Source organism: Bacillus safensis FO-36b (assembly GCF_000691165.1).
GTDB lineage: Bacteria > Bacillota > Bacilli > Bacillales > Bacillaceae > Bacillus > Bacillus safensis.
The window spans coordinates 635,719-660,397 of the sequence record NZ_ASJD01000002.1 but is presented as its reverse complement, the minus strand read 5'-3'; the positions used below and the strand labels follow the sequence as shown (position 1 = coordinate 660,397).

The following is a 24,679-nucleotide window of genomic DNA, read 5'->3' as shown; positions in this document are numbered from 1 at the left end:
CTTATAAAAGTGTTTGCCTTGCCGTTTGACTAGAAAAAAACGTCTTCAATAACCAGGTGGTCAAAGCTAAATTGACAATAAATAGTGTAAACGGGTACACAACTGACACCCATTGTGGTGACAGCCACTGGAGGCTCGACGCCCCTAATGTTGCTCCTCCTATACTCATCAAAGCAGGACCAATGGTATTGACCGCGATTGTTCCAATAAAGGCGCCAAAAGAGAGAACAGCGATAAAACTCGTTATATATTGTACTGTTATATCTGTTATAGAAAATCCAATTGTTCTTAGCATGTGGTTTCGGCTTGAATCTTTCGCCTTTAACATGTGCAGAAACATGAATAGCATTAAGCTGGCGGTTCCAAAGGCAGCTAATGCAGCAAAAAATGCAATGACTTTTACAATAGCTGCTGTGCTGCCGATCGTTTGATGAACGTATTCTTTCATATCTGTCACTTTTGCAGGAGATACCTTCTTTTCAAATACTGTCTTTTTCTCTGCGATATTTACTCCTGGTTTTAGTTGAATTTGAACGGTTTGCCAAAGAGCTGTTTGAGGAAATGGCTGTGATATTGCTTTTGCTGTTTTGCCTCCATTGGTCACGTCCTGATAAATACCTGTTACCGTTCTTTGGATTTCATGCCCATTAGTTACGAGAGTGATTCTTTCTCCTATCTTTTTCTGAAGTGAATCTGCATTTAATACGGATAAGGCAATTTCTTCATTCTTTAAAGGCTGTCGTCCTTGTAAATAGTTGAGGGGAAATGCTGAGAGCTCACCTGTTTCTAAGTAGAGCGTTTCTAATGTGTTCTCCTTTGATTTCACCTGAAGAGAAGTAGTTTTATAGATGGCTGCTGTTTGTATGCTCTGATCTTCACGAATCATTGATTCTATTTCGTTTGTATTTTTCGCTAGATGATTCCCTTGGCGTATATCCATTCGAAGGTCACTTTTACCAGAGCCAAGGTATGTGATGAAATCCGGTGATTGTAAGGTATGCCATAGCTGAATAGGCATGAGCATTAAAAATGTACAGAGTGCAATAATACAAGAAATCGTTGTGTACAGCTTCTTTCGTGATATCAGATCTTTTAAACCAAGCCAAATATTGACGGGTAAGAACCTGCTTTTCTTGAGGTGCATAGGTATTCTTTTCTTTTGACCCAGTGGGTTGATAACGCCTTGAAGTGCTTGAGCAGCTGATATTTGACCAAACTTTCTTAAGACAGCATAGCTGCAAGAGATGATGATCATTGCCGTCGCAATAGAAACAAAAAGCGGGATTAACCAATGAGCAAAAGAAGGCTGATTCCCCATGTAACGGTGGATATTGGTTGTAAACATATCACCAAATATAAGCGTTAACACATATCCTGCTATACACCCTGCACAAGCAAGCGCGGCATACTTACCAACGTATAATTGCTTGATTCTTGTTAAAGGGATCCCAAGCACCTTCAGTATGCCAATTTCACGTTCATCCTCTTCTATTGAAGCCGTCATAGCAAGATGGAGTGAGAGAAGGGCTATACTGATGAGCAGCAGGCAAACAAGCAGGAGAATGGCAATGACCATTCCATCTGTCAATGCATTCAGCATACGCAGTAAAGGTAGTGTGACAGATGGGCCTTGTTGTGGCAGTTGTGATGATTGATAGATGGCTTGAAAGGTATCTGTCTGAGCGGCATCATGTAGTAAAAATTCGATTAAGTACTCTTTGTGATGAAACACTTGATTTATTGCATCCCAATCCTCGTTATGAAGAAGAAATCTTTTTGAACTGACAAGACTGGGGTTCATTTGTGCATCTCGCAAGAACGCTTTGATGCGAAAGGTGAATTGATTAGCTCCTTTCTCAATCAGTAACGTTTCACCTATGTTGAGCTGATACTTTTGTTGAAAATAAATTGGGACAGCCACTTCGCCTTTATTGACCGTGAGCTTTTCATTTTGTTCGTTTAACAGGAAATCGAAATCACGATTTTGCTTCACAAATAAATGATCCATCACACCTGCTTTGGCAGGCTCATGTCCGAACCTGATGTTTGCATGTTCAATTGGTATCATTGGGACGATTTGATGGGCTTTTACCATGGACTGTTTGCTTGAAAATGCTTCAATGTCTTTTTCATTTATGCCGCCGTCATGCATTTGGACAAAGTCTGGCGCTTTGGCAGAATGGAGCAGGTTAGAAATGGAACCATTCAGCTGTACGATCATTTGAGCTGCACTTGCTGCGAGAAATGAAGTCATCATGATGCAAATGGTTAAGCCGATTGAAATAAGACGGTGACGGGTTAAGTCTTTCTTTATAAACGCTAATCTCATGAGGCTGATTCTCCTTCATGCTGAAGCATATTTTTTGTTAAGCAGACTAGTGCAAACATGAAAGAACTGACGATGAGCACCGTCACATACATGGTGGCTGAAAACGTATTGAACAAAAATCCATACATCATTTGGCCAAGCGGAGCAGCACATTGAGAAACCATTGTCAGATTGGCCATCACTTTTCCCAACTGATGATTTGGTGTTTTCTTTTGAACATGTGAAATCACAACGATTGAGATCATAGTCAGCAGCATAGCAATTGGAAGGCATCCTGCTAAAAAGAGAAAATAAGCTGGATAAGTGCCAAATTGAAGAGCTGTTTTGGATGTTGAGAACGCCACAGGCAGCAAGATGACTGCGATGACAAGAAGCCAGCGATATAAAGTAGGAATGCGCCATCGCTTCGCTACAAGTCCAACTAGCAGAGCCCCTGCGATGACAGCGAACTCAATCAAGCCCATGCCTATTCCATACATGATGTCACTGCTCTTCATTGTGACCCTTAAAATGATTGGTCCCCCAACAATAAAAAATGGTGTAAGGATGAAATTTAACATTGCGGCAAGCAGCATGGCCCTTTTTAAAAATGGCTGACTGCCAATATAAGAAAATCCTTGTTTCATATCTTTTATGAGCACTTTGCCCATAGACTCTGTCAGCGGACTAGGGGAGAAGGAAATGTTTAACCTTAAAAGCATGCAGGCTGATAGAAAAAATACGATGGCACTTGCACCGATGATGGATTGGCTTCCAATCATTCCGTATAGAACTCCTCCGATAATAGGTGCGAGAACACCTGAAAGTGCCTGAACGCCATTGACAATGCCGTTTGCTTGTTCTAATTGCTCTTGTTTCACTAGCTGTGGAATGCTGGACATGACAGCGGGAGCATAGAACGTACTCATCACGCCAAGCAGTATCATGACAGCTCCGATCATATAGAGTGAATCATTTCCCGAAAATAACCAAAAATAAAAGGCAAGAATCATCATGCCGGTGAGGACATCAAATAAAATCATTAAGTTCCTTCTGTTAAACCGGTCAGCGATTGCACCAGCTAACGGGGAGAGAAGGAGCGGGATATTGGATAAAGCGAAAAGTAAGGCATATAAATCAACTCGATGCGTCATATCCAGTACGTGTAAAGATAGAACAAACCGAATGAGAGAAGATCCGAAAACGGAAATAATCTGTCCGAGAACGAGGTATATAAAGTGGGATGAGCCTCTTTTGGATAACAAAGACATAAATATCACTCTCCTTTTAGACCGACCGTCAGTCTATAATGTATGCAGGATTGGTATTGAAGTGACCAATCACTGATTATTTTCATCCAGCTCTCCAGATAATCGCTTGAGCAGGAAGGAAAAACTTCCCTTTTTTGCATGCAATGAGGATTCGAGTATTTCGATAAAAGCTAAAGCGCGTTGTAGACTTTCTTCGGCTGTCCATTGAAAAAGGCCTTCATCAAATATGACCTGCGCAGAAGCAAGAAGGAATTCAACCGTCTCTTGCGGATACTTCGTTTTGAATGTCCCTTCCTCTACACCTTGCTGAATAACATCTGCCAACACTGGTGATAGTTCTTTAATGGCTTTGATTAAGCTTTTTTGATGCATTTCTGCATTAGAAGGCTGATGGAACTGATCGATCATGCCCTGTTTATGGCTTCCTTGCTGAGGTGATTGCACCATGATGATACGAAATAGTTTGTCAACGACTGGAAGGTCTGGGTCAGCTGCAATCCGCTTTGCCACGATGATATCTTCTTTGATGATCCTGTCAATAATGGCATCCATTACTTCTTCTTTGGATGCAAAGTAATAGTAAAAGGTGCCTTTTGCAATGCCAACGGCTTTTAATATGTCAATAATTGTTGTTTTCTGATAGCCTTTGGTTGAAAAAAGCGCTTCTGCTGCGTTTATTATGTCATTTTTACGTTCCTCAGGATGTTTAACGGTTCTCATAAAGCCATCCTTTCTTTTAACTAGACTGTCGGTCGGTCCTTGAATTGATTAAACACTTTTCAGGGTGTCTTTGTCAATGGCTGGTTTTTAAACACTTTGCATTTATTGTTCAAAGACACTATGATACATTGAATGAAAAAACCTTCAGGGGAGATGGAAAATGCAATTTTTGACCAGTGAATTGGCTCAAGAAATGGTTGAACGTACGATGCATATTTTACATAAAAACATCAATGTGATGAATGCAGATGGTGTCATTATTGGTTCTGGTGAACGAAACAGGATTGGCCAGAAACATGATGGTGCACGACTTGTGCTGACAAGCGGGAACAGTGTGGAAATTGACCAGGAGACCTCTTTGCGCTTAGAAGGAGTGAGACCCGGGATTAACTTGCCTATTTGCTTCCATGAACAAGTAGTTGGTGTGATTGGGATTACTGGTGAGCCAGAGGACATTCGGCATCATGCCGAGCTGGTGAAGATGGCAGCTGAACTGGTGTTAGAGCAATCTTTTCTGCTTGAGCGGGTTCAATGGCGTCATCGAATAGAAAGTGAAATTGTCAATCAGTTGATTTCATATTCTGATGCTGGGGATCATCAGCTGAAAAATCGAGCTGCTTGGCTGGGGATGGATTTAGACAAGCGCCGAATGGCTATTGTTTTTCAGCCAGTTCCCTCCTCAGAGGATGCTGTTCATAAATTGATGCATGCGATTCAATATGATAAGAAGGCAGATGATTTACTTGGCATGACCTTTTGTCATGAATTGATTCTTTTAAGTCAGCCCATACCTGAACATCAAGTAAAGCAGGCGGCAGGTCATCTGCAAAAAACAATGCAAAGAGCAGTAGGAAGCCAAGTGTTAGTGGGGATAGGGACTGTCGCTGAAGACATCAGCCAGCTGCCAATTTCTTTTCAGCATGCGAGAGAAGCCCTGAGGTTAGGGAAGGCTCTTGATCCGGAGGAAAGTATGTATTTCTTTGAGTCTTATCAACTGGAAAGCTTATTCATGATGGCGGGAATTGCTGAAAAGAACAGTCGATGGACTGACTTTTACAAGCCTTTGACACAAGAAGCAGAGCTCGCCCATACATTAAGGGTTTACATTGAAGAGGGCGGTGATTTGCAAAGAATTGTTGATCGTTTATTTATTCATCGAAATACATTGCGTTATCGTTTAGACAAAATTCAAGGATTGACCGGAAAAGACCCTCGTCATGTAAAACAGTTAATCGAGCTTTATATGGCGCAGCTAATGACTCAACTATCTTGATTGTGCAAATGCACAATTCGGTAGAGTGGTCAGTTAAAAAAGTTCATCCAGATTCACAACACAATCCCTTTGGGTAAACGCTTACAATTGGAGAAAGATATTTTTAGGGGGATTGAGAATGGATGCAGATGTAACGGTAAGTACTCTGGGAGCCTTGGCGGCGCTTGTGATCGCGATTGTTCTCATTCTAAAAAAAGTATCACCTGCTTATGGCATGCTGGCAGGTGCATTTATAGGCGGATTGGTTGGCGGTGTAGACATTGTTCAGACCGTCAACGTTATGATGGAAGGTGCTAAGGACATGATTCCGGCTGTCCTTAGAATTATGGCCGCAGGTGTACTGGCTGGTGTTCTCATTGAATCAGGTGCAGCGTTATCTATCGCTGAGGCCATTGTGAGAAGGCTTGGTGAGGCGAGGGCACTATTAGCACTCGCTCTTGCAACGATGATTTTAACAACAGTAGGCGTTTTTGTAGATGTTGCGGTTATTACGGTAGCGCCAATCGCACTTGCCATTGCCAAACGCGCAAAGCTCTCAAAAACGGGGATTCTCCTTGCTATGATTGGAGGCGGGAAGGCAGGAAATATCATGTCACCGAATCCGAATGCTATTGCCGCTTCAGACGCTTTTGGTGTACCTCTGACTTCAATGATGGCTGCAGGAATCATTCCAGCTGTGTTCGGGTTGGCTGTTACATATGTATTAGCTAAAAAGCTTGCAAACAAAGGGACACCCGTTCTCGAAGAGGAAACTGGGCAAAATAAAGTTCAAATACCTGCTTTTTTTCAAGCACTGGCTGGTCCGCTGGTTACCATTTTATTGTTGGCTTTAAGACCGCTTTTTCAAATCAATATAGACCCAATGATCGCCTTACCGATTGGAGGGATTGTAGGTGCTCTTTTCATGAAAAAAGGGAAATTTCTCAATGATTATGCGATGTCGGGGCTCCATAAAATGTCAGGTGTCGCAATCATGTTATTAGGGACAGGTACACTAGCAGGAATCGTATCGAATTCGTCCTTAAAAGATGTGTTTATTCAGGCACTGGATGCCTCGGGTTTACCTCCATATTTACTTGCGCCAACTTCAGGGATATTTATGTCAGCCGCGACTGCTTCGACAACAGCAGGAACGGCGGTCGCGAGTGGTGTGTTTAGCGGAACGCTGATTGGGCTTGGTGTATCTGCTCTTTCAGGGGCAGCCATGATTCATGCTGGCGCAACAGTGCTTGACCATATGCCGCACGGGAGCTTTTTCCATGCAACAGCAGGAAGTGTTCAAATGGATATCAAAGAGCGTTTGAAGCTCATGCCTTTTGAATCATTAATCGGTTTGACGTTAACCGTTGTATCAACCATTATTTTTGGCGTTTTCCAGCTGTTTGGCTGAGGACATGACAAGAAAAGAGGGGCTTTAGGATGAAAATTGTGATCGCACCAGATTCATTTAAAGAAAGTTTGTCTGCTTATGAGACAGCATGTGCCATTGAACGAGGATTTCGTTCTGTTTTGCCAAACGCAGAGTATATCAAACTGCCAATGGCAGATGGAGGTGAGGGGACCGTTCAATCGTTGGTTGATGCGACGGGCGGACACATTGTTCATCAAGTGGTCACGGGCCCGCTTGGTGAGCCAGTGAATGCCTTTTTTGGCATGTTAGGAGACGGTCAGACTGCTGTCATAGAGATGGCTGCAGCCTCTGGTTTACATCTTGTACCCCGAGAAAAACGTAATCCGTTATGGACGACATCGAGAGGAACGGGTGAATTAATACTTGCAGCGCTGGATATAGGAGCGAAGCATGTGATCATTGGGCTTGGCGGAAGTGCAACAAATGATGGCGGTGTTGGGATGATGCAAGGATTAGGTGCAGCTTTCCTTGATAACACAGGACATTCCCTGACGTCAGGCGGCGGGGCACTTCATCAATTAGCTTCAATTGATTTATCTGGACTCGATCCAAGACTGCAATCCGTCCGTCTGGAGGCGGCTTGTGATGTGGATAATCCTTTAACGGGTGAGAGAGGAGCGTCTGCTGTTTTCGGTCCTCAAAAAGGAGCAGATGAAGAAATGGTTCAAGTGTTAGACAAGAATCTGGCTCATTTTGCACAAGTAGCTGAAAAGCAGTTCAATGTCTCTTTTGGAGATGCAGCAGGGGCAGGAGCGGCAGGAGGGCTTGGTGCGAGTTTATTAGGCTTTTTACAAGCGGATTTGCAAAGAGGAATCGATATTGTGCTGAAGGCTGTTCATTTTGATGACGTCATCAAGGAGGCAGACCTTGTCATTACGGGAGAAGGCCGAATTGACCGGCAGACCATTTTTGGAAAAACACCAATCGGCGTAGCCAAAGCAGCGAAGCAGTATCATCTGCCTGTGATTGGCATCGCAGGCTCTCTTGCAAAAGACAGTGCAGTCGTACACGATCATGGAATTGATGCACTGTTTAGTATCGTTCCAGGTATTACCTCTCTTTCTGAGGCGATACAAGATGCGAATCTTCATGTAGAAAGAACAGCTCGGAATATCGCGGCTGCGTTAAAAATTGGAAGAAAGAAGTAAACGATGAAAAATGTTTCCTTTTCTATCACATTCCTTCTATAAGAAATGTGGTAAAATCGATATAAATGATGTAGAAAGTTGGAGGAAACAAAAATGTCTAATCTACCGAATTGTCCTTCGTGCAGCTCACCTTATACATACGAGGACGGCAGTTTGCTGATTTGCCCTGAATGTGCGCATGAATGGTCACTTGAACAAGAACAAGCGGCAGAGGAACAGCTTGTTGTCAAAGATGCGAATGGGAACCTGTTAAGTGATGGGGACACGGTCTCTGTCATTAAAGACCTAAAAGTAAAAGGCTCATCATCCGTTTTGAAAATAGGAACGAAGGTCAAAGGCATTCGTTTAGTTGAAGGCGATCATAACATTGATTGTAAAATTCCTAGCTTCGGCGCAATGAAATTAAAATCAGAGTTTGTGAAGAAGATATAAACAAAAAGAGCTATACTATTAGAACTTGCCGATGAAGGCTAAATCTGAGCAAGAAATAAGTATAAGAATGTTATAGTTGTACAAAAAACACCTAAATTGTTAAAGGAAACATATCCCTTAATAAATTAGGTGTTTTATATTTTTATACAGTTTTTAAAATGATGAGGAACTATTCAAAGGAATATCCGTATACATTATTGGAATAATTTAAGCTTAACATTTCATAAATTAATTGAGTCCAAAAAATAAATGGGAGATAAAAATGGAGTTTGGGTATTTTAAGAAGCCTGTAATCAAAAAAACGACCAAATGTATACCAATTATTAATAAAGATGGTGTTAACATTGGATTTATAAAAAGATTTTATACAAATAAAGTGGAAAAGTTGATTGATTACATATTTGATGAGTTTTATGTGAATGTTGAGGTAATGGATTCGAATTCTAATATGGTTGTAACAGCTATTGAAAATAAATCCCTCCAATCCATGTTTCGTTCAAACTGGGTGATAGAATGTAAAGATAAAGGAAAGTTAATATTAGAAGATAGAACTAAAATCAAAATAAATCCAATGATGAAATTAGTAATAGATGATACTACATATTATCTAAAGAAGGGTTTTGCCAATAATCGTGTAAGATTAGAAAGCTCAGAGCAGACGATAGCTGAAATTACATACGATAAAATAATACCTCCTGCAACAGTGAGTATTGAAAAAAAACAGGGGGACTTATCTTTACATCTTATTGCATGCCTCTATTATATATTTATGTTACGAGAGTAAGGCGGGAGCGCATTTTGAATCCCACAGTCTTTAAGTAATATAGAATTAGAGTTTTTTAAATCATTACCTTAACCCTACCTTAAAAAAGGCAGATGATTCGGTAAATTTCGGCTAATCCCCTTCACAACTTTTGGGCATTGCTGTACCATATGGAAGTGTTCTTCTATTTTTGACGGATCATGGAGTTTATCAGGAAATAGAATGATAGATGATACTTAGACACAGAAGGAGAGGTAACGTGACGAACGTTTTAGAACTGCATAATGTATCTAGGCATATTCACGGGAAAAAGATTGTTCAAGACTTGAGCTTTTCTGTCCAAGCGGGCGAAGTCTTTGGCTTCTTAGGACCAAATGGTGCAGGGAAAACAACAACCATTCGTATGATGGTCGGTCTTTCTCCCATTACATCTGGTGACATTCTGATTAATGGTCATAGTATTCAAACCTCCTATCAGCATGCTATCCAACATGTCGGTGCGATTATTGAAAATCCAGAAATGTATAATCATTTAACGGCAAGACAAAATCTTGTTCACTTTGCCAGAATGAATGGGAAAGTGGATGAAGCGCGAATTGATGAGCTGTTAGAGCTAGTCAGCTTACAGCATGTGAAACATAAACGTGTGCGTACATTTTCATTAGGGATGAAACAGCGATTGGGCATTGCGCAGGCACTCATACATAGACCGAAACTGCTAATCTTAGATGAGCCGACCAATGGACTTGATCCTGAGGGAATTCGAATGATACGAGATTACTTGAGAAGGCTTGCGAAGGAAGAAGGGCTGGCTGTAATTGTTTCAAGTCACCTCATGTCAGAGATGGAATTGATGTGTGATCGCTTTGCAATTATCCAAACAGGAAAGCTGATTGCGATTGAGGATCAGCGTGCTGAGACGAAGCAGGATGATTTGGTTAATTATCGAATGAAGGTGGCAGCAGGGGAGCTTGAAGAAGCACAGAAGCTCATTGGTGCATTTGAGGAAGGCGTCACTGTAAGAGAAGAGGAGCAGTACTTATTTTTCTCTATGCCAGAACAAAAAATGCCAGAATTAATCCGTCATTTGAGCAGCGCGTCTATTCATTTGTACGAGATCAAAATTGAAAAACAAACCTTAGAAGATAAGTTCTTAAGCTTAACAGGTAAAAAGGAGGCAGACGTATGATTCGCCTCATTCAAAACGAGTGGATGAAAATCAGTTATCGTGTTGGAACTTGGATTATGGTTGGGCTTCTTGTATTAGGTATGGTTGCCACGCTGATCTTTGTAGTGAAAACAAATGACAAAGATCAAGCTTCAGGTGATTGGAAAACTCAGCTAGAAATGATGAATAAGGAAAACAAGAAGGAGCTCAAAGAGACAGAGAATGGTTTCTTTAAAAGAGAGCTTGAAAAAGAGATCACTATTAATGATTATCGAATCAAGCATAACTTGCCGCCGGCTGATCAGTTTAGCGACAGTGTATGGGACTATGTGAAAACAAACGCCAATTTACTTCAACTAGTCGGTGTGTTTGTGATCATTATTGCTTCCACCATTGTATCGGCTGAATACAAGCATGGTACAATTAAATTATTATTGATTCGTCCACCATCAAGGCTAAAGATCCTAATATCTAAATATATTACGGTGCAGCTGTATGCTCTTTTACTTGTTGTGGTGCTATTTATCTTGTCATTCATATTGGGTGCTATTTTCTTTGGACTTAACACTGATTATGTGAATTTGGTGTATCAAAATGGTGAAGTGATTGAACGTTCACAGTTTGCCAATATGGTCTATTATTATCTCGCTCATTGTGCAATGTTTGTCGTTTTGGGAACCCTTTCGTTCGCCATTTCTACAGTGTTTAGAAGTGAGGCTATCTCCATTGCCATTAGTGTGTTAGCGTATATTGTGGGTGGATCAGTCACAGGTATTTTAATGCTCTTCTTTGATTGGTCAAAATATCTGTTATTTGCAAACGATCCATCCCAATACTTTATGGAACAGGTTACTGTTATCGAAGGTATGTCCCTAGGATTCTCACTAACTGTCCTAGTCATCTATTGGGCTATTTTCTTAGCCATTGCCTTAATCGTCTTTCAAAAGCGAGAAGTGAAAACAGGTTAATTTAACTTTTTAGGAGGTTTACATATGATTAAACGTAAAGGTGAAAAAATTATGGGGATTATTAGTATTGTCCTCAATGCCATTGGTGTCGGGTTTGGGGCATTAATCCTTTCTGTGGGTCCATCATTTTATGATGAAATCAATGAAGTGTTAAAAGAGGAAGGGGAAACATTGCCGATTGAAACACTTCAAGCTTCTGTCAATGCATTTGGTACTCAGTTTATGGTCGTTTCCGCAATTGCGGCTGTGCTGTCGATTGTAGGTGTGATTTTCTTGAAAACTGACCGTCGTGCCGTGCTTTCAGGTATTCTTTTCTTGGTTTCTGCTGTGACTCTTTTAATTGGAACAGTTGGCCTTGCATTCGCTCCAATGGTTCTATTGTTTATCATTGGATTAATGTCTCTTATTAGAAAGCCGAATTCAGACATTCACACAAGTGAATATCCTTCATAATGAAAGAAAAGACATGCGCATATCTGCGCATGTCTTTCTTTTTAAATGATGCCAATCAGCATCGCCACAAACAGAAGGATAATACTGAATCCCCACATCCAAAAGAAGGAGTAGCGGATGTGTTTCCCCATATCAACCCCTGCAAGACCTACGGCGAGCCAAACAGCGGGAGCAAGCGGGCTGACAAAGGTTCCGATGATGTTCCCAATCATCATGGCATATGCCGCAGAAGTACCTGGTACGCCAACTTCAGATGTAATGGATTCAACAATTGGCAGAAGGGCGTAATAATAGGCATCTGTACTTGTCAGCATATCAAGCGGTACTCCAAGCATACCGACAATAATATGTAAAAACGGCAGCAAGAAGGCTGGTAAAATGTGAATACTGTCCACTGCAATGGCTTTTAGCATCCCTGTGCCTTCAAGAATTCCTAAAAATGACCCTGCGGAGAAAATGACAGCCGCCATCATCAGCGCACTAGGTGCGTGGGCCTTGATCCTTTCCATTTGTAGATTCACATTCGGAAAGTTAATCAACAGTGCAAGTGACAGGCCAATCATAAACATAAAACTAGCAGGCATCACGTTCAATACGAGAAGTACCACAACACACAAAAACAGAACAAGGTTCACCCAAATGAGATGATAACGCTTTAAAGTGGCATCTCCAGTTTCACTAATAGATTGAATGGCTCGATCCCAATCAGCGCCTTCTAGTTGAACAGCAGCTATTTCATTTGCAGCAATTTTCACCCGAATTCGTTTTTCTTCCCTTTTTCCTAAAATGAATGCCATTCCTAACACGAGCACAACGCCAATGAGCTGAATTGGTATGAGTGGCACCCAAAGCTCAGAGGGGTCCATATTCAGGACACTTGCTGCCCGTCCAGTCGGTCCAGCCCATGGAATCATATTGGTTAATCCAGCACTCGTCCCGATTAATAACAGCAGTAAATAAGGACTCATATGTAATTTTTTATAAAGCGGAAGCAGTGCAGGTACAGTTAATAAAAAGGTCGTAGCCCCTGCGCCGTCTAAGTGTGCAATCACCCCAATCAAAGCAGTTCCCATTGCAACTGTGACAACATTTCCTTTTGTCAGCTTGATTAAAGTTTTAATTACAGGTTCAAAGAACCCTGTATCTTGCAAAATACCAAAAAATAAAATGGCGAAGATAAACATGGTCGCCACCGGCAATACTTTGATAATCCCTTCCTCGAAGAAGGTTTGAATGTCATTGATCCCAAATCCCGCAATGAGTGCCCCTATTAATGGCACCATGACCATGGCGACAATTGGACTTGCTTTCCCCCAAATCAGCAGCACAACAATCGTTAAAATAATCATCAATCCAACAAACGTTAACATAAGCCCCTCCCCCTACAAATAAACCGTTTACATTTGTCTATACTTTTCATCCAATGCATTCCCACAGCTGCATTGAAAAAAAAGGTTATCAAATTTATGAGTATGAAGCAACCGCTTTCATACCTATACAATGGTAAAAAAGGATGGAGGGACCAGTCGTGTCGCGGCATCAAATATTGTAAAAAAATTTAGATAAAAATAACGATTAAAGTTCACAATGATTAATATGGGTATTTAGACTTATTAAATCAAAAAGCGCCCAATAAATGGACGCTTCTTTCAACTATTTTTTCAAGATGACATACTCGTAAGGATCAAGTTGAAGCTGCTCAGACACTTGCTGTCCAGTCAGCATATTCTCATAACTTGCCTCTGAATCTAGTGATATGTTCTGCTGCTCTTCTGTGAAATTCATCAAAAACACATAGTCCTGCGTACCGTCTGTTCGTTTTTGTACACTGACTCCTTCTGGAATTGCAGTGGATAGGACGGGCTGTATGCCAATACCTGCGATAAGGTCTTCGTAAAATTCATCATAAAAAGCCTGCTCATTTTCTGAGGCCATATAGTATGCTTTCCCTCTTTTTAATGAACGGACAGTCAGGGCCGGCTGTCCTTCGTAGCAGCCATTCTCAAAATGCCCTAGCACAGAGGCCGTCTCAGGGTGTATGGATTCGCAGTATTGTCCGACATGATAGGTGCGTCCATTCCCTGTGGTCATTAACACATGTTCATCAGGCATCAATGTGTTGATTTCCTCTGCCCAAATGCCAAGTACATGGCGGAGAGGACCAGGAAAACCGCCGAGGAAACAGAGATCATTTTCGTCGACTATGCCGCTCCAGTAAGTCGCGATAAAAATGCCGCCCTCTTTGACAAAGGCTTCAATTTTTTCTGCAACGCCTGGTTTGATCATGTAGAGCATTGGCCCAATGAGCACACGATAGGATGAGAAATCTTTTTCCATTCCGACAATGTCAACAGGGATGCCTTTTTTCCAAAAGCTTCGATAGTGAGTTTGACAAGCCTCTACATAGCGTTTGTTTGTGTTATTTAAGCCTTGCGCATCATCAATGGCCCAGTGATTTTCCCAATCGTAAATGATGGCGACCTCTGGCTGAACGGACGTGCCCGCAATTGGCTGCAGCTGCTCCAGTTGTTTCCCTAGATCAGCTACCTCTTGAAACACACGCGTATGTTCATGGCCAGAATGATCGACAACGGCACCGTGGAATTTCTCAGAGGCGCCTCGGCCTTGCCGCCATTGGAAATATAGTACGGAGTCTGATCCGTGGGCAATTGCCTGCATGGCAGAAAGGTGTGCCATGCCTTTATGTTTGACCTTGTTCACTTCATGCCAGTTTACAAGGCTAGGCGTACTCTCCATGACGAGAAACGGCTGTCCGTCCTTTAAGGAACGATACAAATCATGTACAAAGGCAACGTTTGATGCTAATTCGGCCGTTGTTTCTCTGCCGCTATGCCAAGCAGGATAGCTATCCCATGAGATCACATCGACCTCTTTTGCAAATTGATGATAATCCAGCCCAAGGAATGGACGCATATGCGGATAGTCGCCCATAAAGTTCGTGGTTACTGGGATATGAGGCGTCAATTCCCGCAGCGGCTTAATTTCATTTTGATAAAAATTGATCGTTTGTGCTGTGACAAAGCGCTTCCAATCCAGGTTCATGCCGTGAATCATGTGCTCCCCATGCGGTGCAGGTGACTCGATTTGTGACCAATCACTATACGTATGGCTCCAAAATCCTGTCCACCATGCTTGATTTAAAGCCTCAAGATCATGATTGTATTTGTCCTTCAAATAGTCTCGAAATGCTTCCTGGCACAGGTCGCAATGACACTCGCCGCCGTACTCATTTGAAATGTGCCACATGATCAGTGCGGGATGATCCTTGTAGCGTTCCGCCAGCAGCCGGTTGAGTGCGTTCGTTTTTTCTCGATAAACAGGAGAGGTAAAGCAATGATTATGGCGCAGTCCATGTAAGTTACGCTGACGATTCGCTTCGACGCGCAATACTTCTGGGTATGTTTGTGACAGCCAAGCAGGTCTTGCTCCGCTTGGCGTTGCGAGAATGGCGTGTGCCCCCTGCGCTGCTAAGCGGTCCATGATGTCATCCAGCCATGCAAAGTCATACTGACCTTCTTTTGGCTCTAGCTTACTCCATGCGAAAATGTTGATGGAGAATGTTTGACAGTGTGCAAGCTTCATTAATCGAAAATCTTCGTCTATGATCTCTGGCATATGGAGCCATTGATCTGGATTGTAATCGCCACCATGCAAAAAGCCTTTCACATTTGGGTGAACGAGTGGGTAACGCTTTCCCATTTTGTCACGTCCTATCCTTTTAGTTACGGTGTCATTTGTTTAAATACATCAAGAGAAGGCAGTGCTTTTCCGTTGAAATCGAACATCGCTTGATTTTCCCACGCATTTCCGACAGTCCCGGTTGTTTGGATATAAGCGAGCCCATATTGACTAGACCACGGAGCACCTTTCGCTGGAATCCAAAGCGGCTCCCAATAAAAGAACCCCTTCCCGCGGTTGTTGTTTACTTGTGAAATTTTTTCGGATAGATCTCGTATAAAAGATGCCTGGCCTTGAGGTGAGGCTGGATAGCCGGCTGTATTGACAGAGTCTTGGTTAAATGAGTTATCTAGGTTGTCACCGTTTGCTGTCGTAAAGCCGTAAGCAGTTTCTACCACGATGACGTTTTTGTTATAGCGGGCACTAATATCATTCATATTGGACGTAAGACCGCTAAAGCCGCCGTCCCAATACGGGTAATAAGATAAACCGATCGTATCGAAGGAGACGCCTCGTTTTGTGATTTCATCAAACCACCAGCGGGATGCACCATTGTCTCCGCCATGTGCAAGGTGAAGCATGATTTTGATGTTTGAATCGACAGAGCGGACGGCATTTGTGCCAGCTTTTAGCAGAGCAGCGAGCCGGTCAAATTCACCACCGCCTTCACCCCAGCTTTTTCCGTTTGGCCACAGCATACCTGAGTTCAACTCATTCCCGACCTGAACCATATTCGGCAAGGCATTTTGCGCTCTCATCGCTTTGAGCACATCAGCTGTGTATGTGCCGACCGCTTTTTCTAAATCGCTTTGTGAGAGGGACGCCCACGCTTTCGGCTTGAATTGTTTACCCGGATCAGTCCAGAAATCACTGTAGTGAAAATCAAGCAGCACTTTCATGTTTTGTGCTTTTGCACGTTTTGATAAAGCGATGGCTGTATTGAGATCATTTGTGCCGCCGTTATAGGCTCGGCCTTGATTGTCATATGGATGGTTCCACAGTCTGATACGCACGTAGTTGACACCTTTATCTTTTAATAGTTTGAGCGGGTCAACCTGCTTTCCGTTCTGATCGTAGTATCTGCCGCCGCTTCTCTCCACTTCTGCAAGCATGGAGATATCAGCTCCTTTGATGAAATCACCTTGCAGGCCATTGATCGGTTTCACAGAAATCGTATCGGCCCTTGCTTCAGGCAGAATACCTAATCCCATCAGAAAGAAAACGACAACAGTGACAAGCAACCATTTCTTCATCAAATCTCCCCTTATCCTTTTGTCCCGCCTTGTGTAAGGCCGGATACAAATTGTTTTTGTAAAACAAGAAACAATAAAGCAACTGGAATTGCAATGAGTAAAGCCCCGGCTGCAAAGGTCGTGTAGCTGGCACCCATTTTATCTGACACAAGATTGTACAGACCGATTGGGAGCGTATACATTTCGGGTGAGCGGACAATGACACTGGAGATGATGAAATCACCCAGTGGTCCTGTAAATGAGTTGATTGCGACAACAGCTAAGATGGGCTTGGCGAGCGGCATAATAATTTGGATGAAAATCCGGAAATGCCCTGCGCCGTCCATTCTGGCTGATTCATCGAGATCCTTTGGAATCGCATCAAGATAGCCTTTCATTAAATACGTATTCATCGGAATTTGTCCACCTGCATAAATCAAAATCAGGGCAAGGTGGCTGTTAATGAGTCCAAGCATTTGAGCGAGAACAAAAATCGCAATCAGTGCTGAAAATTGAGGAATCATTTGCAGCAGCAAAAAGAGCATCAGTCCATTTTTCCGTCCTTTGAAGCGGAATCTGGAAAAGGCATAGCCTGTAAAACTGACAAGAACCAGCGTTAAAACCATTGTGGCAATACTGATCTTCATTGAGTTCCAATACCATTTTGCATAAAGTGCCCCCTGACCGAAGAACAGCTCGGTGAAGTGGCTGAACGTTGGATTCTTAGGAAACATGCTTGTACTCATGAGGCTGTTCCCAGGGTTAAAGGAAGCACCGATTGTCCAAAGCAGTGGATATAGAATACAAATGGAGGCAATGAAAAGGATAAAATAAGTGATGCTCAAGCGAATGAGCTTGTTTTGTTTTGATCCCATATCACATCATGTCCTCCTCTTTGAATGAATTCGTTCTCTTAAACTGCCAGAGTGCAATGGCGATGACAAAGATTGAAAGTAAAATCGTGACAGCGGCAGCAAGTGCATATTGAGAAGACTGCATCGTGAGTTTGTAAATCCAAGAAACCAAGATGTCCGTTCCCCCAGCAGTTGAGCCAGCGACAGGCGGTCCTCCGCCATTAAATAAGTAGATGATATTAAAGTTGTTAAAGTTAAACGTATATTGCGTGATTAATATAGGCGCAATGGAATAAAGGACAAGCGGTAACGTGATGGACCGGAATTTCTGAAAGAAGTTTGCCCCATCAATGGTCGCAGCTTCGTATAGATCCTCTGGAATCGCTTGCAGAACACCGGTTGTCATAATGAAAACAAAAGGAAACCCAAGCCAAGTCTGCATCGCAATGAGGGCAATTTTGCTCCAAAATGGATCTGTCAGCCATGGTTTTGGATCAATTCCAATCGATGCAAAAAGTGTGTTGTTAATGGCTCCAAATGTATCGTTGAACAGTCCGGCAAACACCAAAATGGTCACAAAACCCGGAACAGCCCAAGGGAGAATCAAAATGGTTCTAAAAAACCGTTTTCCTTTTAAATCCTTCTGATTGAGCAGAACCGCTAGAAAGATGCCGACAGCACATTGAAGGGTCGAAGCAACGAGCGTCCATACGACGGTCCAGCCAAGTACATCAATGAAAGTGTCTCTCCAAATATCAATTGAAAAGATATTTTGAAAGTTCTTGATCCCTACCCAATCGATCAGATTGGCAGGAGGCGAGTGGTATAAATCGTAGTTCGTAAAGGCAAGCGCAAAGCTGAACATAATAGGAAAGACAACAGAAAAAAGAAGTAAAAAGAAAGCAGGAGTGCTCATTAAGTAAGGAAAGCCTTGGTCGATCAGCTGATGATATTGAGCTCGGATGGAATGGAGCGGAACCCCTTGATCACGTTTCTTTCCGTTCATAAAAGCATCACGCATCATGAGTACGTAAAAGCCGATACCAAAACCAGCTGTTAACAGCGCAATAATCCCTTTCGCCAAAAGAAAAACAGAGTTGTCACGAGGCAGCATCGTACCAAGTGTGAACAGCCCCCAGAAGCCAATATTGAATAAATCATAAAATACGATGAAAAAAGAAACACCGAACAGGAAAAAAAGTGCCCCTTTGCCGTACTGCTTATTGTAAATCTGCCCCATCCCGGGTATAAGAGAGAACATTAGCGCCCGTCTCCGGTGTGTCTTTGATTCCACTATGTGTGTGCGGTCTAGTTCAAGGTTACCCGTCACGTCTAACACCTACTTCATATGAAATTAGCTCAAATACGGGCAGCTTGATAGACTTAAAGGCTACCCGTGTTTGATGATTATTTAGAATGGTTTGCTTTAATTTGAGAGTCGATTTGATTGACGGCATCATCAAATGCCTTTTTCACATCTGTCCGGCCGGTTGCAATGAGACCTAATGCGCTGTCAATCGGCTTCCACACCTCTGCCATTTCAGGGGTATTCGGTGTCAGCGTGGCATATTTCGTTTGTTTTGAAACAGCATCCGCATTGGCGTTTCCAGTAATAATTGGATCTTTCATCAGCTTTTTCACTGGTGGAATTTCCTCTGTCACTTCGAATCGCTTCTTCGAATTTTTTTCATTCGTGATAAACTCAACAAATTTCTTAGCAAGTTCTTTATTTTTAGAATAAGAGGAGACGTTGTAGCTCTTTACACCTAAGAATGAGCTCATATGCTTTCCGTTAGGGAATGTTGGCAGCTCTGTTACGCCATAGTCAATTCCAGCTTCTTTATATGGACCAAATGACCATGGACCAGAAATGACAGCTGCTGCCTTTTTCTCTGTGAATAAGGAGTTGAGGACATTGATTCCTTGTTCACCAATGATGCCTTTCGGGAAAAGTCCTTCGCTAAAGAATTTTTGAATGTATGCTCCGCCTTCGATGGCGCCATCGTTATTAAGACCAATATCATTGACATCATAGGAGCCATCGCTTTTCTGCTTGAAAATATAGCCCCCTGACCCGCCTAACACACTTTGTGCATAGTAAATTTCATCCCATTTCGCTACAAAACCGTATTTCCCGTCTTTTGTCAGCTTTTTCGAAAGGTCATACCAGCCATCAAGTGTAGTTGGTGCCTTTTTGACAAGGTCTTTATTATAGAAAAGCACTGTCGTTTCAACGGATTTAGGAAGGCCATACAGCTTGCCGTCTACCGTTTGTGATTGAATGGATTCGTCTGTAAAGGAATCGATCACTTTTTGATCAGGCTTGATTTCCTGTAACAGCCCCTCAGTGACGGCTGATCCAATTTGATCGTGAGGCATCGTGATGACGTCTGGGCCTGTCCCAGCTGCTCCATCAAGGCGGAGAGCTTCGATTTGGTCGGCATACGCTTTTTCGACCACTTTGATTTTCACATCGTTTTGTTTTTCAAATTCTTTTACAGCGTCTTGAATCCCATCAGACTTTTTGACATCCTCCCATACTAGCAAGGTCTTTGTACCTGTAGATGCTGGCTGTGTCCCGCTTGAATTGTCATCTCCTGGCCCGCATGCTGAAAGCAGAAGCACAGCAGTACCAACGACTGCTGATAATGTCGCCCATTTTCCCTTTTTCATTGGTAATCCCCTCTCGTTCTTTTTTCACAGATGATAAGAAAACGCTTTCTCAATGTGAGAATATCAACTTAAGTAAAAAAAGTAAACATATTTTATTAAATTTATTAAGTAAAATTTTTTTCTCATATAGAGAGAAAAGAAGCCCTCCACTTTGGCAGGACTTCCAGTTTGTTTATATGGTGCTTTTTCGAAAGACAGGCTCTGAGGCAATCAGAACAGTCTTAGGCAATGTTCTGCCGTCCACAAGTCTTTCTAAAAGTAAATCGATCGCTGTCTCACAAAGTAATGACGTATGGATGTGATACGTGGTGAGCGGCGGCGACACATATTGAGACACATGAATATCGTTGATACTAAAGACGCTGACGCGATTCGGCAGAGAAAATCCGCGCTCATTTAATGCTTGTAAGCAGCCGATGGCAAGAGGGTCACTAGCGACACAAAAAGCGGTGGGCAGATCATCACCAAGCTCGTCGATCGCCTTCATCATCAGCGAGTAGCCTTCATCTACTGAGAAATGGTGGCCGATATAGACCAATCGCTCATCAAGCATATGGCGGGTTATCATGTATTCACGGAAAGTCGTTTCACGAATATCTGGAATGTGCACGTTCGTATTGAGATCAAGGTCTGTACCGCCAATGAATCCAATGGATTGGTGCTCTTTTTCGATAAAGGAATCGATGATCTTTTCAACAATTCGTTTCAGGTTCGGCTTTACAGAATCAAAACGGTCTTCATCTGGCGTTGTATCAATAAAGACAATATGCGGAGTGATCGCATATAATTGGTCAAGCTCTGACGTTTTAAAGCGGCCGATGGCGATGATTCCTTCTGTAGCAGAATCAATGGAATGAAGCCCATCAGACGGATTGTAAGCGGTGACATTTAAGCTCCGAGTATTGGTGAGTTCCTCAATGCCGAGTCGAATGGATTTAAAATAAATATCTTCAAGCTCTTCCTTTTCGGTCATCCAATAGAGAAAGGCGATTTTTTTTAATGAATGTTTGAATGTCTTCTTTTGGTAGGACAAAGCTTCTGCGGCGGCATATACTTTTTCGCGTGTTTGATCGGTGACAGATAGGTTGGGATCTTGGTTCAGTACGCGAGATACCGTTGCAATGGATAAGCCTGCTTTTTCTGCAATGTCCTTTATTTTAGCTGCCAAATCAGCACCTCCTATAGAAAATATCTCCTCTTAGTATAGAGTCTTTAAAAAAATTAGTAAATATTTTTATTAAATTGTTTTCGTTGAGGCGGTTCTTTACGTGCTGGGAAGGAATTAGTAAGATATATATAGGTAAGGTGTTGGATTAAGATTTCTGATAGGAGAGGGACCGATGTATTACGATGCACTGAAGACATTTGTGACAGTGGTGGAGGAGAAGAATTTTACAAAAGCAGCCCAAAAGCTGCGAATTTCTCAGCCGAGTGTCAGTCTTCATATTAAGAACTTGGAGCAGGAATTCCAGACCGTTCTGCTGAATCGTTCACCAAAGCAATTAACCGTTACACCAACTGGGGATATGCTGTACCATCGATCAAAACAAATCATTCGTCTCTATGAACAGGCGAAGCAGGACATTTATGAGCATCATCATTTGGCAAGAGGAAAGCTGACCATCGGGGCGAGTTTCACAATTGGTGAGTATGTGCTGCCGCAAATATTAGCAGAATTTCATCAACTCTATCCGCATGTTGATATTGAGGTGGTCATTGATAATACAGAGGCGATCGCCAGACATGTCCGTTTATTCCATGTCGACATCGGTTTGATCGAAGGACAGACCAATGACAAAGAGCTTTCTGTAGAAACTTTTCTAGAGGACGAGCTGTATATTGTGGCGCCATTAGATCATCCTTTTGCCAAGAAAAAAGATGTTACCATTGATCAATTACAGAACGAAACATGGATTACGAGAGAAGAGGGATCAGGGACAGGAGAATATTTACAGCATGTCCTGAAATCAAATGGACTGAAAGCACGAACCTTTGTGACCTTTAGCAGCAATCAAGCGATTAAAGAAGCTGTGATCCATGGAATGGGTCTTTCTGTTTTATCTAAATATGTCCTCCAGCGAGGCAGCATTGGCGGTGAATTGGCTGTTATTTCTGTGAGAGGCATGGATTTCAAACGAAAGTTCTCCTATGTCGAGTCACCGATGACCGGGGGAAATAAAAATAAGGAATTGCTCGTTGAATTGTTAAGGAAAGAGAAAAAGGACGCTTCTCCTCAGTAGGAGAAACGTCTTTTTTTATAACCCTTTAATTTTGATTTCATCGACTGGAAGGAAGATCTCACCTGTATCTGTATATTTCATGGTGACCTGATCGCCCTCTTTTAAATAAATGACGAGAGGTTCCTTTTCAGATGACATAGTGTAGCTTTTTCCATCGTCTAGCAGGAAGGTGACGGTTGTATAATCACCGGTCTTTTCTTTGTAGACTCGTTTGACCTTCCCTTCCGCTTCTTTCTTTTCCTGCTTAGAGGAACTGTTAACGGTACCGCCGCCTTTTTGAAGAGCTGTCTTATAGGCTCTCAGTGCTTCGTTTGGTGTAGAAGCATACGCGGCGATTTCAGGATTGGCTGCAGAAACGATAAAGTAGTTTTGCAGGAATCCATTTGAATCGAGAACCGGTGTGAGCCAGCTGGCTTCTCCATAGAAATTATAGAGAATCGGCATGCGCCCTTTCCATTTCTTCTCGATGAATCGTTTCTCAATAATTTGCAGAGCGCCCTGAGAATCCATATAGGATTCTTCAAGATTTCCGGTATAATAAGTCGCTTTTCCTGTTCGGGCATTGGTCAGGGCATATCCGAGCATGGAATCAACGCCCTCTTTCGGACTTGTGAAATCTGTGAAGTAATACATATCTCCTTTTGAATCAAATACCGGGCTCACATTGGCTTCCGTTCCTTCATCTGAAGGCAGTTTTACATCTGACTTTCCAAACATACTATTCCAGAACCCGTGAATATAGTTTCCGAAATAGCTGTTTTGCAGACTGACCGCCTCTGGTGAAACAGCACCGTCGATAAAGGCAGGTACTTGATCTAGAGCATATTTCTTCGTTGCACCCGTTTTGGCATCAACAACGACGACACCGGAAGCTTTAAAGCCGTTTCGGGCAGAGATGAAATCGCCATACGTTTGAATGTAATAAGGCTTGCCGTCATCATTGATTTCCAGCTGTGTACCGCCGTAGAAAATCAAATCTGGGTACTGGAGACGGATATGCCGCTCAATTTCTTTGTTGAAATAGGAGGAAGGCGTATAGACCATCTCCGTTTTCACGAACTTTGGATTAGCAGAGGAGTCGGTCGCACTTAATGTGAAGTAACCCGGCGTGCTGCCTGCACGAATCCATTTAAAGAAGTCCGAGAACTCCACTGGAGCGATGTATACATACTCACCGTTGACCTTCTGAATTTGCAAGCTGCCAAGCTCATAGTAGCTTGTGTTTGGCACCTGTCCGAACGATTTCTTCATTTTGTTCCGGGCAAATTGAGGCGGCACACTCGCAGGTGTTTCTGTCTCATCAAACGCTTTGATTTCTACTTTTTGCTCCATTTTGGAGACATCGAATTTCTCATTCGCATTGAATAGAAAAGCTGTCGCCATGTAAACACCGAGCAGCAATAGAATAAGAAACAGCACGCCTTTGATTTTACGCTCCAATCCAACCGACAAAAAGGCTCCTGCTGCTGTCACAACAAGTCCAATCAGCCATAGAGATGAAGGGTTCCGGTCTAAATTGGTGATGTAATAGAAAACAAAAATACCGATCATGAACAGCAAAGCAAGACCAGCAATCCACATGAGCGGCACCTGCTGCTTTGTCCCTTTCTTTCTAACGATCAACCTGAGCGGTGTGAGCAAAAGGGTCAAGACAAGACCGATCACAACCGAAAATAACAAAATATATCCCACAAACAGATCTCCTTTCAAATCAATCACTCTTTTAGTATATACGAGTGTGAGGGGGAAAAGATTCAGAAGAATCATACCAATTCGATTTTATGAAAAAATGAGTTGAAAAGGGCCTTTTAATATTTCGGTAGGTTAAATGATATTGTCCTTGCGCTAGATGATTAGATTTTAGTGAATATTTTGTGGACGTAAACATTAATTTTTATCTCCGAGGAGTGTATATTCTTTTTATTCATTACTTTATGAATTTATATTGTAATAAATAAGATGTTAAAAGGCAGAGATATCTTTTAAACAGTATAAAGATTCATTTTAATTTTCTACAGAATGAAATAGTTATAACATTCCTATTATGTTATATTATTTTTTATATA

At 42.3% G+C, this 24,679-nt stretch carries 20 protein-coding genes; 9 read left to right on the top strand and 11 right to left on the bottom strand.

Annotated features, from left to right (window positions below; genetic code table 11):
• Position 1 precedes the first annotated feature (1 nt).
• From BA81_RS07740 to BA81_RS07730, 3 genes are all read right to left on the bottom strand, one after another.
• Positions 2-2,329 carry an FtsX-like permease family protein gene (locus BA81_RS07740; RefSeq protein ID WP_034281416.1) on the bottom strand — a complete coding sequence of 776 codons (2,328 nt, stop codon included), beginning with the start codon at positions 2,327-2,329 and terminating at the stop codon, positions 2-4.
• Complete coding sequence (locus tag BA81_RS07735; RefSeq protein ID WP_034281415.1) at positions 2,326-3,579, bottom strand: MFS transporter; 1,254 nt, start codon at positions 3,577-3,579, stop codon at positions 2,326-2,328. The genes BA81_RS07740 and BA81_RS07735 overlap by 4 nt, the downstream gene beginning before the upstream one ends.
• Before the next feature lie 69 nt (positions 3,580-3,648).
• Complete coding sequence (locus tag BA81_RS07730) at positions 3,649-4,299, bottom strand: TetR/AcrR family transcriptional regulator (RefSeq protein ID WP_034281414.1); 651 nt, start codon at positions 4,297-4,299, stop codon at positions 3,649-3,651.
• A gap of 160 nt (positions 4,300-4,459) precedes the next feature.
• Here BA81_RS07730 and BA81_RS07725 point away from each other — a divergent pair, with 160 nt between their 5' ends.
• From BA81_RS07725 to BA81_RS07690, 8 genes are all read left to right on the top strand, one after another.
• The gene (locus BA81_RS07725; protein WP_034281413.1) at positions 4,460-5,572 is read left to right on the top strand and encodes a CdaR family transcriptional regulator; all 1,113 of its coding nucleotides are present in this window, start codon (positions 4,460-4,462) and stop codon (positions 5,570-5,572) included.
• A gap of 118 nt (positions 5,573-5,690) precedes the next feature.
• Positions 5,691-6,962 (top strand): GntP family permease, encoded by a 1,272-nt coding sequence (locus BA81_RS07720; RefSeq protein WP_034281412.1) that lies wholly within the window; start codon positions 5,691-5,693, stop codon positions 6,960-6,962.
• A gap of 29 nt (positions 6,963-6,991) precedes the next feature.
• Entirely contained in the window at positions 6,992-8,131 is a 1,140-nt protein-coding gene (locus BA81_RS07715) for a glycerate kinase (protein ID WP_034281411.1), read from the top strand.
• Positions 8,132-8,224: 93 nt separating this feature from the next.
• Positions 8,225-8,563, top strand: coding sequence for a zinc ribbon domain-containing protein YjdM (locus tag BA81_RS07710; RefSeq protein WP_034281410.1), 339 nt, complete (start codon positions 8,225-8,227; stop codon positions 8,561-8,563).
• A gap of 262 nt (positions 8,564-8,825) precedes the next feature.
• The gene (locus BA81_RS07705; protein ID WP_034281409.1) at positions 8,826-9,347 is read left to right on the top strand and encodes a tubby C-terminal domain-like protein; all 522 of its coding nucleotides are present in this window, start codon (positions 8,826-8,828) and stop codon (positions 9,345-9,347) included.
• Positions 9,348-9,585: 238 nt separating this feature from the next.
• Complete coding sequence (locus BA81_RS07700) at positions 9,586-10,515, top strand: ABC transporter ATP-binding protein (protein ID WP_034281408.1); 930 nt, start codon at positions 9,586-9,588, stop codon at positions 10,513-10,515.
• On the top strand, positions 10,512-11,462 hold the full coding sequence (locus tag BA81_RS07695; protein ID WP_034281407.1) for an ABC transporter permease: 951 nt from the start codon (positions 10,512-10,514) through the stop codon (positions 11,460-11,462). The genes BA81_RS07700 and BA81_RS07695 overlap by 4 nt, the downstream gene beginning before the upstream one ends.
• Before the next feature lie 24 nt (positions 11,463-11,486).
• Complete coding sequence (locus tag BA81_RS07690) at positions 11,487-11,915, top strand: DUF4064 domain-containing protein (protein WP_034281406.1); 429 nt, start codon at positions 11,487-11,489, stop codon at positions 11,913-11,915.
• A 41-nt stretch (positions 11,916-11,956) separates the two neighbouring features.
• Here BA81_RS07690 and BA81_RS07685 read toward each other — a convergent pair whose 3' ends face one another.
• From BA81_RS07685 to BA81_RS07655, 7 genes are all read right to left on the bottom strand, one after another.
• A complete protein-coding gene (locus tag BA81_RS07685; RefSeq protein WP_034281405.1) occupies positions 11,957-13,285 on the bottom strand; it encodes a CitMHS family transporter in 1,329 nt (442 codons plus the stop codon).
• Between the two features lie 283 nt (positions 13,286-13,568).
• Positions 13,569-15,635 (bottom strand): beta-galactosidase, encoded by a 2,067-nt coding sequence (locus BA81_RS07680; protein WP_034281404.1) that lies wholly within the window; start codon positions 15,633-15,635, stop codon positions 13,569-13,571.
• 23 nt (positions 15,636-15,658) lie between these two features.
• Entirely contained in the window at positions 15,659-16,867 is a 1,209-nt protein-coding gene (locus BA81_RS07675; protein WP_034281403.1) for a glycoside hydrolase family 53 protein, read from the bottom strand.
• Positions 16,868-16,878: 11 nt separating this feature from the next.
• Positions 16,879-17,721: a sugar ABC transporter permease gene (locus tag BA81_RS07670; protein ID WP_024423962.1), complete on the bottom strand. Its 843-nt coding sequence runs from the start codon at positions 17,719-17,721 to the stop codon at positions 16,879-16,881.
• A gap of 1 nt (position 17,722) precedes the next feature.
• The gene (locus tag BA81_RS07665) at positions 17,723-18,961 is read right to left on the bottom strand and encodes a carbohydrate ABC transporter permease (protein ID WP_034281402.1); all 1,239 of its coding nucleotides are present in this window, start codon (positions 18,959-18,961) and stop codon (positions 17,723-17,725) included.
• 146 nt (positions 18,962-19,107) lie between these two features.
• The gene (gene ganS, locus BA81_RS07660) at positions 19,108-20,373 is read right to left on the bottom strand and encodes a galactooligosaccharide ABC transporter substrate-binding protein GanS (protein ID WP_034281401.1); all 1,266 of its coding nucleotides are present in this window, start codon (positions 20,371-20,373) and stop codon (positions 19,108-19,110) included.
• A gap of 172 nt (positions 20,374-20,545) precedes the next feature.
• A complete protein-coding gene (locus BA81_RS07655) occupies positions 20,546-21,541 on the bottom strand; it encodes a LacI family DNA-binding transcriptional regulator (RefSeq protein ID WP_034281400.1) in 996 nt (331 codons plus the stop codon).
• 172 nt (positions 21,542-21,713) lie between these two features.
• On the opposite strand from BA81_RS07655, the gene BA81_RS07650 reads away from it, so the two are divergent.
• Positions 21,714-22,613 (top strand): LysR family transcriptional regulator, encoded by a 900-nt coding sequence (locus tag BA81_RS07650; protein ID WP_034281399.1) that lies wholly within the window; start codon positions 21,714-21,716, stop codon positions 22,611-22,613.
• Between the two features lie 15 nt (positions 22,614-22,628).
• On the opposite strand, the gene BA81_RS07645 is transcribed toward BA81_RS07650, so the two are convergent.
• A complete protein-coding gene (locus BA81_RS07645) occupies positions 22,629-24,305 on the bottom strand; it encodes a hypothetical protein (RefSeq protein WP_034281398.1) in 1,677 nt (558 codons plus the stop codon).
• Between the last annotated feature and the right edge of the window lie 374 nt (positions 24,306-24,679).